This window comes from Paenibacillus sp. Paensp38 (assembly GCF_059491915.1).
Map to the genome: position 1 here is coordinate 3,639,096 of NZ_CP168516.1, position 13,550 is coordinate 3,652,645.

A 13,550-nucleotide genomic window follows, 5' to 3' on the forward strand; every position below is an offset into this window, starting at 1 on the left:
AGTTTGCTTTCCTAAAAATATATATATAAGGAGAAGGAACCATGAATAACAAAGTAATCTCCGCTGAAGAAGCAGTTAAGAAGGTCAAAGACGGAGACACGGTGATGGTCGGAGGTTTTCTGGCAGGAGGCTTTCCGGAGGAGCTGGTTCGTGCGCTTGTCGACACCAATCCCGCCAGCAATCTTGCGATTGTTTCCAACGACACAGGCACACCAGAATTATCTATCTATAAGCTTGTAAAAAGCGGCAGAGTAAAGCGAATTTTTGCATCCTATATCGGCTCCAATCCGGAAACGGGAAGGCTCCTGATGACGAAAGAAGCTGAGGTCCAACTCTTCCCGCAAGGCACGCTCGCTGAAAAAATACGCGCGGGAGGAGCCGGTTTGGGCGGGGTTTTAACACCTGTAGGTGTAGGCACCGTTGTAGAGGAAGGAAAAAAGAAAATCAAAATTGATGAAAGGGAATATTTGCTCGAACTCCCGCTCAAAGCGGATGTAGCGTTAATCAGAGCCCATAAGGCTGATGAAGCGGGGAATCTTGTCATCAACGGCTCTTCACGTAACTTCAATATGGTTATGGCTACAGCGGCAGAGTATGTAGTTGCTCAGGTAGACGAATACGTAAAGACGGGTGAAATTGACCCCAATCATGTCAACGTTCCCGGAATATTTGTCGACGCAATTGTAAAGGTGGGTGAAAACGCATGAATAACAGAGAATTCATTGCTCGAAGAATAGCCCAGGAATTCAAAAGTGGTGAAGTTGTCAACCTTGGTGTCGGATTGCCTACAATGGTAGTGGACTATATCCCCGAGGACATTCATATTATGCTGCAGGCTGAGAACGGAATCCTCGGTGTAGGCCCCAAAGCGGCTCAGGGAAAAGAAAGGCTCGATTGTATCGATTCAGGCGGAAACTACGTTACAACCATGGAAGGAGCATGCTTTTTTGACAGTGCACTTTCATTTTCCATCATCCGCGGAGGGCATGTGGATATCACCGTGCTGGGCGCCCTGGAGGTCGACGAGAAAGGCAACCTTGCAAGCTGGATGATCCCTGGGAAAAAGGTGCCGGGTATGGGGGGAGCCATGGATTTGGTAGTTGGAGCCAAGAGAGTGATTGTAGCCATGGAGCATGTGAACAAAAATGGCGCGCCGAAAATACTGGAACAATGCAAGCTGCCCTTGACTGCTGTAAATGTTGTAAAGACCATAGTAACCGAAAAGGCTGTCATTGATGTTATTCCGGGTAAAGGGCTGATGCTAAAAGAAATTGCTCCGGGTTTGACGGTGGAAGACGTTCAATTAGCAACAGAGGCTAAACTGATAGTTTCACCACATTTGAGGGCCATTGCAGTGTGAAGGTCATAGAAAGGAACCAGCTGCATCTTCAAATTAACTTGTCTGGCATTTAATTCGTCCCTACGACTGCACTTGTTATTACAAAAAAAGGTTCGCTAATTGCTCATCGAGCAATTGCGAGCCTTTTTGAGCGTAAAATCCAATCCGCTACATGCTCAGCCACCTTCGTATGGTTAAGATAAGCAAAGAAGTTGTGGGGATTGGCACGCCCAGTGTGACTATCTTTCCAGAATGTCTGAATAAGCGGCTGATCATCAATACTTTCTATTAAATTTCGATTCAGCATCAGATGGAAATCATTTTCAACCGTTAAATGTCAGTAAAATCTGCTCTTGCTCCAGTTTTTGTGCCGCTTCCTCGTTCACTCAACGCAATCCTGCGATCAGTGCTTTTTTAATAAGACGAAGCATTTCGTCGCATCTGGGCTTTTTGTCACGGCCATGGATAATGACCAGATGTTTGGTTCCCATCTCCTACTGCTCTTCCAGACGATCCACACGGACAGTTTGAGTATTGCCGGGGTTGCTGCCCACCTGTACGGTAGCCATACCGTTTGCTTCGTCTACATGCTCAATCCAAATCGGTTTGCCATCCAATTGTACGGCAATATTTTCGGATGAATCATAAATGGCTTTTGCTCGTTCCACGTTCATGCTGTTCTCCTCCTGCTGATTGTTTGTGCATTAATTTACAAATGTAGGTCACCTAGTCTTCATCTATAAGTCGTTCAACGTCCAATGAAGGAAAGCTATGGGAAGGCGAGGTTGAAACTACAGCCTCCAAATCCACATGAGCCACAGCAACGGGAAAAGGCGGCTGAGTTCCATGTGAAAGGGCAAACTCGGGCGGCAATGCATCTTGTTCGCCTGCGGCGGGACCCCGAAAGGCGATATGGCTTTGACCCACACGATGACTGATCTGCCGAGGATAGGATTTTCCGGACATAAATTGTGTACCCCCTTTGAATCGGATATGCCTTACTATGTACCAAAATTGCTGTAACCATGCGCAAGCGGCAGCAATTCGCAGTCTTCATCTACACCTCATACAATCACTTATACGAAGCATACTAAGTGAAAATCATATGCTCATATCCCGGGGTGCCCGGAATCGAAGGATGCAAAATGCGGATTAAAGAAAAGGAGGACTGGCGGTATGCATACGGTCTGGAAAGGCGCGATCAGCTTCGGGCTGGTTCATGTGCCCGTTAAAATGTTTTCAGCTACGGAGGATAAGGACATTTCCATGCGTTACATTCACAAGGAGTGTGGAAGCCCACTTAGCTATGTACGAAAGTGTCCCGTTTGTGACAAGGAGGTTGAGTGGGAGGAAATTGGAAAAGGCTACGAGTATGAAAAAGGAAAATTTGTCATGTTCGACAAGGAGGAACTGGAGCAAGTTAGCGGACAAGCGGATAAAAATATCGTGATTTTGGATTTTGTTGATTTGCAGGAAATTGATCCGATTTACTTTCAGAAAACGTATTATTTGTCCCCGGATCAGGCCGGCTCCAATGCGTATAAGCTGCTCATGAATGCAATGAAGGATACCGGGAAAATCGGGATTGCCCAAATCTCCATCCGCTCTAAAAGCAGCTTGGCGGCGATTCGGGTGTTGGATGAATGTTTGGCGGTGGAGACGATGTTTTACCCCGACGAAATCCGCCCCATTGCTCAAGTTCCCAACTTACCCGGACAGGAAGAGGTTAAAGAGAAGGAGCTGACCATGGCCAAAATGCTGATTGAGCAGCTATCTACACCTTTTGATGCAGCCAAGTATACGGATCAGTACCGCGAGCGTCTGCTGGATCTCATTCAGCATAAAGTTGCTGGTGAAGAGGTGCGAATCGCCCCAACACAGCCTCAGACCAATGTAGTAGATTTAATGGCCGCCCTTCAGGCCAGCATCGAGGCAGTGCAACCTGTCGTTACCGATCCCGGCCCTGCTGCGAAAAAACGCCCTGCGCGTAAACCAGCAGCCCCAACAGCACAGCAGGCGGTGGCAGGCGACAACCTCACTCCGACTCCAGTCAAAAAGAAAAGAAGCACTGCCAAACGTAAAGAAACTTAAGCTGAGTTACAGAAAGGTCTGGTTAAGGGGTGGCGGTGACACTGCTTTGATACGATAGTAGCTGACTGAACGCCCCCCGCTCCTCTTGTTCCAGTTGGCGGTAGTTCCCCTGCTGTATGACCTCGCCTTGATCCAGTACGACAATTTGATCCGCATGTCTGATGGTTGACAGACGGTGAGCGATGACGATCAGCGTCATTTGACCTTTCATCCGTTCCAGTGCTGCCTGAATTGCGGCTTCATGTTCACCATCCAGCGCACTTGTCGCTTCATCTAGTATAAGTATCGGAGGATGATGCAAGATAGCCCGTGCTAATACTAGCCGTTGACGTTCTCCTCCAGACAGACGAATCCCGCGATCTCCAATGATCGTGTCCAGCCCTTCGGGCAGTCTGGATACAAAGTTGTCTGCTGCTGCAAAATGTAACGCCTCCCATAGCTGCTGCTCACTAGCATCCTTATCCGCTAGCATCAAATTTTCGCGGACAGTCGCATGAAATAAAAATGGATCTTGTGACACGTAGCCAAACGACTGCCGCCACTGGGGCAATAATTCGTCGCCCAGAACAAGCCCGTCTATTATAATCTGCCCCCCAGTTGGACGTAAAAAACCCATCAGGACATCGACCATTGTACTTTTACCTGCTCCTGATTTCCCTACAATGGCTGTCATTTCCCGGGCGGGTATGAACAAATTAATATGACGCAGTGCAGGCTCTGCTGCACCCTCGTAGCGATAATCCAGATGGCTGCATTCAATCCCATGACGAAGGGACAGGGGTTGCCGTTCAGATGCAGATGATAGATTGACTACCGATGGATCAGATGGAACGCGAGTCTCAGAGGATGCAAGTGTAATCAATGACGGATCTGTGAAAGCTTCGCACTCCTGTTGCACCTTGGTGACACTTTCAAAAGCGGAGATCATAGACATGATGTATTCCAGACTCGCTTGAATAAGAGCAAATCGAGGCCATAAGCGGGAAAATATAAGAATCAGCACAATCAGTTTTTCAGGTGTAACATGCAGCCACTGCAGCGATATAAATATGACACAAGCGACAAAAACAGCTGCCATTGCACGATGAAAAAACTGTGTGGTCGCATTTTGCCGGACAAATTGAGTCGTATTATCCTCCATGCGTTGCGTCAGGGAGCGAAACCAATGGATATTCGCCGCTTCCAACAGATTGCTTTTTATATCTTTCATACCGTTCATGTGATCCGTAATTCCAGCAAAATAAACCTGTGACAGTTCAGTCGTACGATCACCTAATTGTTTGGCATTTCGAATGGAGCGGCGAAACACAACAAACAGCCCCAATCCACTCAGAAATACCAGTCCGGTTAAAGAGGGGGATAACCAAAAAGCCAGCGCAATCTGGATCAGCGTAAACATGACGGCTGTAGTCAGTTGAAGAAGCAAATTTGTTCCCTGACTGACACGCGCCAGCTCGGTCGTCATCACATGGCTAAAATCAGATTTACGCTGACGCAAATAAAAGGCCCACTGCGCCTTCATAAAGGAAGTGTACACGTCTATTCGAAGAGAACGCATAAAACGCTGCTGAATCCGCGAATTCAGGATGGATTGGTAACGCTGAAGCAAAGCCTGCCCTGTAAGCAGCACTACAAAAACCATCAACATCCCCGGCAATAGCCAGCTTTTAGGAACGAACGGCAAAAAATGATCCAATCCATCAGACAGAAATGGCATCCCTGAATGACCGACAAATACGCCGATGGCCGCCAGCATAGGAACAAGCATATAAATGCCAAAACCCTCCAGTAGACTGACAATGATCATACACCCAATATTGAGAAATAACGCACCGCCGTTCACGCTATACAGCTTTGTCATATATAATCGCAGGTGAACCATAATGCACACTCCTTATTCAGGACTTTGCAAAATTCGATCCCAATCGCTCCAAAGTGCAATATATAGACGAACTAGACCATTTCGATCTATATATTGTTCATTAAAAGCCGCTTATTGGATTTTCACAAAATCCTCTATCGAGTCAGTGCTTTGAAAATCGCCGCTTCAGCCAGAGAAATGGACGTAAAGGGATATACAAAAAATGCAGCTGACGAGGCAATGGAAAAACGCTCGAATCGCCCGTAGAAGGAAACAAACGGCTGATGAGATACCATAGTCTGTGTCTTGGCTCTTTTAAGGAAAGCAAGTAAGTGCGGCTGACCGGCTGATAGACAGCCCTGTTTTTGGTCATGACTTGGCTGGAGGCAGCAGCTGGAGTCATCGGGGCACAACTGGTAGCGGTGCTCATCGGGCTATGATCGTCGTTACTGGCATCTTCCGTGATGCTAGTAACGCCACGGGTGGCAAGCATGGCTGCTTCGCCAGAGGTACTGCATACTGAAGGACCGCCACCTGGAGGGGCGGCCTCCGCTTGCTCCGCCAAGGCTCTGCTGTGCAGCAGCTCTGATGGAGCAAGCCTACCTGTACCCGACCCGTGGGTGATCGGGTACAGTGCGGGTACGCTGGCCTGCATGAAGGCCAGCGCGCTCAGCGCGAGCCTATGCGCCTGCCGGGTAGCCGATACCGGACGCATCGGCTCCGGTATCGGCGTACCCAACAGCGCAGCGGCGAGTGCCCAAGCCTGCCCGCCAGCAGGCAGGCCCCCGTAGCGGCGCATCATCGGCAGTAGCGCCTCCCAATCGACAGCACATATCGCAAGCCTGTCGATGTCAACCAGCCAGCGCAGCCTGAACCAACCGTGACGCGCACCATGCGCACTCAGGTACAGAAATTGATGCTCGCTGCCAAGCGTATACATACAGGACGTCATCACAGTCCTGTTGTCGGCAGATCCCAACGGTACCTGCCGAATGGCTCCTGCAGCTTTGCCCTTTTTCCGGCAGTTCCACAGCTCGTTAAAAGAGGGTTCCCCACCCCCATCCGGGTGAAGCCGCCAATGCAACTCTATCTCTACCCGTTTTTGCGGATGTAAATAGGATGCATGATGGTCCTTCCATTTCCAACTGCCAAGGACACGCACTTCTCCGCTCTTGGACGAATATCCAGCTTCCTGCATCCAATGCTCAGCCTCATCCATATCGTCAGGGGCAATGAGTAAGTCTATGTCCTTGGAAGTACGCAGAGAAACATCCCCGTATAATTGCTGCGCCAGAGCAGGCCCCTTCAACATAAGCACACGAATTCCATGAGCTATGAGCAGCCTGGTCAGACGCTCGGCTTCTGCTTGAAGATGGAGCATGCGAAGCGTGTTTCGATGATATTGCGCCTGAAGGTTTCGCAACAATTCTGCGGGAATGAATGGATGATTCAATGTTTTTAGCTGGAGATACACCGTAGGTACCACTCGATGGTGCTCGGTCAGACGTAAAAAGCGGACCCAATCCATCTCACGCAGCTGGGTAGCAGCAGTCGTATCCTGCCAATGAATAACGTCCTTCCCCAATAGAGAGAGTAACAACGTTAATTCTTGATCCTCATTCCAATTCGCAAGTTCCAAAACAGACTTGGTGGGCATGCATTCTTCTCCTTCGTGTCTCATCGCATTAAAGTAAAGAACTACTTTTATCTTCCATATTCTTATTTGTATCCATCACAGCACGTCTTCCGAATATCCCCACCACCGTAAATGCTTCCATCTCCCGTTTCCCCGTAACATAAATCGGTCCGCTACGTACCCATGCATGTGCAGCCAAGCGTCCAGCGGCATTTTTGGCTGTACCCAGATACAGCGTGCAGTCCAGTTTCCTGCGCCCCAGCAACGTCATCGCCGCAGCGGCTTGTACAAGACAACTACTACGCCAAGGAGTATAACTGCTTGCCAGCTCTACAGCGTGTGAAATCTGCTGAATGGACTTCTCTTGCCCAACGTCACACTGCCATGGGGTTTCTTCCATACGTATGCCCCAAGCCCTTGAGTAATCCCAAAAAGAACGACGCTGGCGCAGCCTCGCCCATCCCAGCTCCAGCCAGGCTTCCGGCAACAATCTTCTGACTTCTGGAGACAGGAGAAGAAGCCGTTGTATCCGCATGTTATACTTGCTCCCGTAGAAGCTTTAACAGTCCTTCCCGCTCCAACTCAGCCACAAAGGTATGTACCTGCTGTCTGCACTGTTCCTCGTCCACCTCATATTCGTTCGTCAGGACAGTTACGATATCGCCAAGTGAAGGACCGGATTCTGCCAGTTCCCAGATTCGTCCTCCTGTGTAGCCTAAATTGTAATATTTACCAGTGTTAATGCTCATCATCACTTTTTCTCCGTCCATATCACTGACGTAGACCTCTTCATTGTAAATGACGCGATAATGATCCTTAGCTGGATTAGTGGCTGCCATAACTCTTTTCCTCCTTACGAATGAGTTCAAGTACCCGTTGTACAACCTCGGACGCAGTAAAGACGGAACTATCCCTCAGCAAGCGCCAGCCCTCCACTTTCCGAGCCATCCTAGCCGCTGTATCAAACGACCATTCACTCAAACCCATTCGCGGAATAATCACCCTGCGATATGTATGTTGTAGTAATGTATGCAAGCACTCCAGAACGTTCAAGGGCTGTTCCGTAACCGACACTAGCTCCCCTTCGCGCATCAACGCACGGGTTGGAGAATCTGCCACCAGCTCGAATACGCCCCCTAAGGGCAGCGGATCGTTATAAAAATCATCTACAGCGGGTACGGCATATTTATTCAGCTCACCTGCAAGCGTACGCAGATCTGTGTATTGTGGCATTACAGAATTGTCGTCAGTTAGGGACTGTATGTGCTTTCTTTTGCGTACATGCTTGTTCTCCCGTAAAGCCTCCAGTTGGAGCAAGCTTTCAAGCCCCAGCTTTTGCTGCGGATAAGCTGGATACACAATGGCAGAGGAACCCGTAGCTTTTACAGCAATCACGTCATCACTAACCATCTGATAACCTGCCTGCCTAAAAACAGCAGCCAATGTCGATTTCCCCGTACCCGATTCACCCACAAATGCGTAGGCCCTCCCCCCGATGACGACCGCACTTCCGTGAATAGGTAATATTCGTCTTTGCATCAGCAGAACACCCATGCATGTACCCAGCACAAACAGCCGCACGGTGTCAGGATCAGCCCCAGAGAATATACTTACCTCGATCTCCTTGCCTTCCCTGACGGCATAAATGGCCGTGCCCGGTATTCGGAACATAAATCGCTCATCCAGCATCACAAAATTGGCCTGCTCCAGCTGACCACTCCATGCAGTCAAATCAGCCTGTCGAATGACTACATCCTCTACCACTCCTGGTGCTGCCAGCATCAGCTCAGGCAGATTCAGCTCACTCGCAATCCTGAGTCCAAAGGCTGTATATTTCGTCCAACTGACATTTGCACTCCTGTCATGCACGTAGGACTCACTCCTCTGTCCTTAAAAATCCCGTCTTTATTTCTTGGGCAACACCTCTAACCCGAAAGAAATAAAGACGGCTGTGTATCGAATACGAGTCCAATGGGTCATGCTATTCTCGTTCATTCAATCGTTATCGGCCCAGCTGTCTGGCTTCCAGTCCAACATTGGCTGCATGTATAACATGTATAACCATCTATTAGCTTGGATTATAGATATCGGCATCGTGGTCGGACACCCAATCAATCTGTCTCCAGCCTTTACCCGCCATGGTCTGGCTAATATCCAGCACCTCTATCGTCGGTTCCTGCCATTCTTTTTTACTCATTTCATCACCTCCCCTCCAACGAATGGAGAACTGTCTGACCGGACAGATTCGATCAGTTCAATCTACAGAGAAAACGGTACACAATCAGGCTATGCATGAGTAGTCTTATATTCGGATCAGACGCCTGCTCAGGGCCGGGGTGGTGAAGTTTTGCCATAGCCGTCTTAATAAACTCAATATTGAGATATTCGGCGGCTCGTAAATCATGACACATCAGTTGAAGCTCCCCCATAAACGTATCCCAGCAAGGAAGCATACGATGTAGCCAATCTGCAGGCTGCACGCCGCGTACCCGCTGGTTCAACCGAACATCATCAGGTAGATGATCACGCATGGCCGTACGAATGAGGGCACGGTCCCGACCGTTTTGTACATACTGCTCAAAAGGCACCGATAAGCAAAAGCGAATTACCCGGCTGTCCCCGGTCGGATCACGTTCCCATAGGCCGTAACGTAGTGAAAGTTTGGTCGCGACCACACCATTTTTGTTGGCAATCGCCAAATTTGAGAACTTCTCTTTTCTCGTCTGATCGGCATTTTTCATCCAACCTGTTCCGCTCAATACAGGAATATCTTCTACATTCATCCGTTGGGCAAACTCTGGGTGAATCAGTGAAGGAACGGGACTGCGATGGCCACGCCGCAGCCATAAACGAGGTTCAAGTGAAGTCGCTTTCTTCAACATCACGGGGAGTAGATGAGACATACGCCTGCCCGTAAGCTTGCTGTACCGCCTCAATCCCTGAAAGGATTGCAACCAGTGCAAATGACGAAACTGACGGGCATAATAGTCCAGTGCAGGGCCCCACGATACGGAAAAATTGCCTCGTGCCCCGGTCAACAGTACACCGACATTGTGTTCCTGCGCTTTTTCATAAAAACCTCTGATCCAGAAGGAGTTTTCAAAATATTTGTAGGGAGCCTCCATCAAATCCAGCCAAATATCAATTTCTGAAAACGGACTTTTTCCCTCAAAATCCATATAGTTCTCGTGAATGTTGCCCACATAGCGAGCCGTAGAATGAATGTAGCTTCGTTCGTTCGCCAGCAATGTAGGCGGTGTCCAGTCTGTAAAATCTTGAACAGGCACATAGCTGTAGGCATGTAGCGGCTTTTGTTGCAAGTGCAGCGCTGGCGCGGCAAAGCTGGCAACCGCTCCGGAATCCAGCCCTCCGCTCAAGGCAGCCCCTACAGCGCGATGCGTCCGTAATCGGGCAGTGACCGCCTGTGTGAACACCTCGTGGAAAGCTTCTATGTACTCACCTCCTGTTTTGAGCCGCAGTGGCTCTACCTCATCCAGGCATGCATATTTATGAAGGGTTCGCTTCCCCTCCTCCATAGTGAACCAATGTGCAGGAGGAAGCTGGTTGATATGCTTGTAGGCGGTCGTCCCGATATCGACGGATTCCTGCATGGTGCGGATGGACAAAAATTCGGCCAGCCACGGTTCATGCAGTTCTTTTCGCAGAGAGGACAGGGCCAAAAGCGGAGCGACTACCGTGCTAAACGCGAATCCTCGGTCATGTTGGTAGATGTACAGCGTACGATGGCCTGTCATATCTCGAGCACCATATAATCGATGTTCCTTGGCATCCCAAATGACAAAGGCAAAATCACCTATCAGATAACTGGCTGCCTCCACTCCCCATTTGTCATATGCCAGCAAAATCAGCTCGCTGTCCGTGATATCTTGCCGCCGTTCCTGCTCAACTCCCAGCCGTTCAAACAGCTCGGAACGATTGTCAATAATCGCATCCGCCGTGATTGCCAAATCTCTTAGCTCATCATAAAAGGGAAGACGCTCATGAACAGATTCCGGGGTCACATACTGGGCATGACAACCCAAAAAAATAGAGCCTTCACACCAAGCGCATACGCGGTCAGCGGGATATTTCCGCAGGGCCTGCATCATTTTCCCGCCTTCTTCGGTGCATACAGACTCATGCCCAAAGCTATAGATTCCGGCAATCGCACTCACGTTCTTCCCCCTTTTTCTTTTCCTATACTTGATAATGCTACAGACGCCAAGTACCTGAGTTTACGGGCCAAGAGGCTGCGAGATCGGAGACCTTGATGTGGGCGTTGATAGCTTTGAAGCTGAGCGATAAGACGGTTCCGCTCCTCATAGCTATGTGCCAATCTGTTTTCCAGTGATTGGATCCGTCGATCGTTCACGCTCTGGTCCACATGCATCCATGTCGGATCTTGGGGTGGAGTATGATGGATTGCATTTGTCATGAGTTCTCTGTTATCTGTATCCTGTTCTTCCAGCATCCGATAAGCTGCCTTCCATTCAAAGCCGCTTTGCTGGAGGAATTGTTGTGTACGTCGACTCAGCAGCTCCATATCTGGCTCATCTTCAAAGCGAACTCCAGTCATCTGTTCAGCCTGCTCCAGCGCTTCCGCGTAACCAAGTTGCTTAAACATGCGGGACCCAATGCTTCTGCAATACAGCTCAATTTCCCTTTTACTCAACACATGTTGCCAGCTATGTACCGAATCCTGATGCGCCTGTTCATGCTCTCCTACGAATGGATCGCCCGCTCCCATACTATAAAAAAGACTGGATTTGGGCGTATCCGCGAAATCTCCGTACTTTTCCATCCCCGCTTCATAATGGATTCCCAAAAAACTGCACAGTTTCTCGATCTCCATCGTTGGATTGGATACGAGCTGTTCATATCTAAGCGGGTATGCAAGTGGATGAGGTGTAGCAAAATAATGAGTATAACGGAACAAACCAACCGTAATATCCGTCATTTTCATATTAAAATGCGGACTCCCCAGTTCCTCTAGTAGTTGAAAACGTCCGTTCCGTAGCTGATTGACCTTTTTGAATGAGGCCACAATGGCCAAAGGGTTTCGGATAAGCCACAACCTGCGGGCAGCAGGGAATAAACGGTCTATAAATTCCAGCACCGTATAGTAACGCGGGGATTTGTCGATAAGCATATCTGCTGTTGTACCTTGAAGCAAACCATTATATATTTCAAGTGCATACGAACGGGAGGCCTGCTCCAATACGTCGGAGGGGACCATACCTTTAAAAAATTGCCGGAGTATCCCTGTTCCTCCATATGGGCGTGTATGTGACTGCGGAAGATCATATAAACTGAGCAGAAACCACATTTCCTGCGTGGCAAACAGGCGGGAATGGTTTTGCAAAATGGCGGTAAGCAACGAGCTTCCACTCCGAGGGACACTTAACAGGAATACCAGCCCTCCGCCTTGCTTTTCAATCAAGCAAACTCCTCCTCTACCTCTGCTCAAGACACTTTAATAGATACATATCGTATTTTTATTATAAATTTATGATACATAATGTATCTTGTCAATCCTTTTGATGGATAAATTCAGCACTTCACGTTCATGTTAAACCCTATGTAGATCTAAAAGCTTAACAATCAGCCTGTAAATAAAGATTTTGCTGCATATTAGCCAAAGGAGGATAGCACAATGGGACAAGCTGTTAAAGGTACTATTACCATTGAAGGTCAGGAAATTCCTATCACCAACCCGGATAAACCGCTGTGGCCTGAAGCAGGCGTGACTAAGGCGCTGTATCTTCGCAAGCTCGCGGTACTGGCTCCCTTCCTGCTCAAATATTGTCATCATCGTCTGCTGACCGTCATCCGCTGGCCACATGGGATTCACGGTGATTTTTTTTATCAGAAAAATGCCCCACGTCCTCGGCCGGACTATATTGAAACCGCCCTGCATGATGGCATTGAATATATCGTGCTCGGCAAATTGCCACAACTCCTCTGGCTTGGTAATCAAGCTGCGTTGGAATTCCACCCCTCTCTGCACGAAGCGGGAAACAAGCTGCCCTGTGAATGGATGATTGACCTTGATCCATCCAGAGAGGTGGAGCCACGTATTATGGAGGCAGCCTCTATTGTCGGTGAAGTACTGGCTTCGCTTGGTTTGGACTCCGTCCCCAAAACATCCGGGGCCACAGGTGTACAAATTATCGTTCCGATCCGTACAGGCATAACCTTCGACGAACTTCGCAGCATCGGGCTATTAGTCGGACAGTTTGTGACAGAAAAGCACCCGCATCTGTTCACACTCGAAAGGTTAAAGAAGGATCGTGGAACAGCCATCTATTTTGATTATTTGCAGCATTATCAGGGGAAAACTCTGGCCGCTCCTTATACCCCGCGGGCACGCCCCGGCGCTACGGTCTCCACTCCGCTAACATGGGAAGAGGTACGGCAAGATGTATCACCACTTGACTACCATTTGCTGAATATTGAGGAACGACTAAATCAGGTAGGCGACTTGATCGACAAGGTTCCTCCCCAACCTGTAGAAGACGTCCTCAAGCATATGCGCACCAAGGCACACCGAACCTGATCCATGCTTGGAAGAACAAAAAAGGGGACGAACCCCGCAGCCATTAGGCTGAGGAATTGTCCCCTTG

Annotated in this window: 14 protein-coding genes; 4 read left to right on the forward strand and 10 right to left on the reverse strand. The window is 48.9% G+C overall.

Annotated elements, in window-relative coordinates; all coding sequences use genetic code 11:
* Window positions 1–41: 41 nt before the first annotated feature.
* Both ACEN8J_RS16050 and ACEN8J_RS16055 read left to right on the forward strand, forming a co-directional pair.
* Window positions 42–707 carry a CoA transferase subunit A gene (locus ACEN8J_RS16050; RefSeq protein ID WP_029516237.1) on the forward strand — a complete coding sequence of 222 codons (666 nt, stop codon included), beginning with the start codon at window positions 42–44 and terminating at the stop codon, window positions 705–707.
* Entirely contained in the window at window positions 704–1,360 is a 657-nt protein-coding gene (locus ACEN8J_RS16055) for a 3-oxoacid CoA-transferase subunit B (protein WP_029516236.1), read from the forward strand. The genes ACEN8J_RS16050 and ACEN8J_RS16055 overlap by 4 nt, the downstream gene beginning before the upstream one ends.
* Before the next feature lie 473 nt (window positions 1,361–1,833).
* Here ACEN8J_RS16055 and ACEN8J_RS16060 read toward each other — a convergent pair whose 3' ends face one another.
* Together ACEN8J_RS16060 and ACEN8J_RS16065 are read right to left on the reverse strand one after the other, a co-directional pair.
* A complete protein-coding gene (locus ACEN8J_RS16060; RefSeq protein ID WP_069011105.1) occupies window positions 1,834–2,013 on the reverse strand; it encodes an H-type small acid-soluble spore protein in 180 nt (59 codons plus the stop codon).
* Between the two features lie 52 nt (window positions 2,014–2,065).
* The gene (locus tag ACEN8J_RS16065; RefSeq protein ID WP_029516234.1) at window positions 2,066–2,305 is read right to left on the reverse strand and encodes a hypothetical protein; all 240 of its coding nucleotides are present in this window, start codon (window positions 2,303–2,305) and stop codon (window positions 2,066–2,068) included.
* Window positions 2,306–2,515: 210 nt separating this feature from the next.
* Between ACEN8J_RS16065 and ku the strand changes: the two genes are divergently transcribed.
* Entirely contained in the window at window positions 2,516–3,430 is a 915-nt protein-coding gene (gene ku, locus ACEN8J_RS16070; RefSeq protein WP_069011104.1) for a non-homologous end joining protein Ku, read from the forward strand.
* Between the two features lie 22 nt (window positions 3,431–3,452).
* Here the strand turns inward: ku and ACEN8J_RS16075 are convergent, their stop codons facing one another.
* From ACEN8J_RS16075 to ACEN8J_RS16110, 8 genes are all read right to left on the reverse strand, one after another.
* Window positions 3,453–5,312: an ABC transporter ATP-binding protein gene (locus ACEN8J_RS16075; protein ID WP_495593708.1), complete on the reverse strand. Its 1,860-nt coding sequence runs from the start codon at window positions 5,310–5,312 to the stop codon at window positions 3,453–3,455.
* 142 nt (window positions 5,313–5,454) lie between these two features.
* Window positions 5,455–6,948, reverse strand: coding sequence for a nucleotidyltransferase domain-containing protein (locus ACEN8J_RS16080; protein ID WP_165144699.1), 1,494 nt, complete (start codon window positions 6,946–6,948; stop codon window positions 5,455–5,457).
* Between the two features lie 28 nt (window positions 6,949–6,976).
* Window positions 6,977–7,462, reverse strand: coding sequence for a lasso peptide biosynthesis B2 protein (locus ACEN8J_RS16085; RefSeq protein WP_029516230.1), 486 nt, complete (start codon window positions 7,460–7,462; stop codon window positions 6,977–6,979).
* A 1-nt stretch (window position 7,463) separates the two neighbouring features.
* Window positions 7,464–7,766 (reverse strand): lasso peptide biosynthesis PqqD family chaperone, encoded by a 303-nt coding sequence (locus ACEN8J_RS16090; protein WP_495593709.1) that lies wholly within the window; start codon window positions 7,764–7,766, stop codon window positions 7,464–7,466.
* Window positions 7,753–8,796 (reverse strand): phosphoenolpyruvate carboxykinase (ATP), encoded by a 1,044-nt coding sequence (locus tag ACEN8J_RS16095; RefSeq protein ID WP_069011101.1) that lies wholly within the window; start codon window positions 8,794–8,796, stop codon window positions 7,753–7,755. Before ACEN8J_RS16095 ends, ACEN8J_RS16090 begins: the two co-directional genes overlap by 14 nt.
* 199 nt (window positions 8,797–8,995) lie before the next feature.
* Entirely contained in the window at window positions 8,996–9,124 is a 129-nt protein-coding gene (locus ACEN8J_RS16100) for a paeninodin family lasso peptide (RefSeq protein ID WP_134902123.1), read from the reverse strand.
* A gap of 52 nt (window positions 9,125–9,176) precedes the next feature.
* The gene (locus ACEN8J_RS16105) at window positions 9,177–11,102 is read right to left on the reverse strand and encodes an asparagine synthase-related protein (protein ID WP_495593710.1); all 1,926 of its coding nucleotides are present in this window, start codon (window positions 11,100–11,102) and stop codon (window positions 9,177–9,179) included.
* Window positions 11,099–12,367: a sulfotransferase family protein gene (locus ACEN8J_RS16110; RefSeq protein WP_029516226.1), complete on the reverse strand. Its 1,269-nt coding sequence runs from the start codon at window positions 12,365–12,367 to the stop codon at window positions 11,099–11,101. The genes ACEN8J_RS16105 and ACEN8J_RS16110 overlap by 4 nt, the downstream gene beginning before the upstream one ends.
* A 213-nt stretch (window positions 12,368–12,580) precedes the next feature.
* Between ACEN8J_RS16110 and ligD the strand changes: the two genes are divergently transcribed.
* On the forward strand, window positions 12,581–13,483 hold the full coding sequence (gene ligD / locus ACEN8J_RS16115) for a non-homologous end-joining DNA ligase (protein ID WP_029516225.1): 903 nt from the start codon (window positions 12,581–12,583) through the stop codon (window positions 13,481–13,483).
* Window positions 13,484–13,550: the final 67 nt, after the last annotated feature.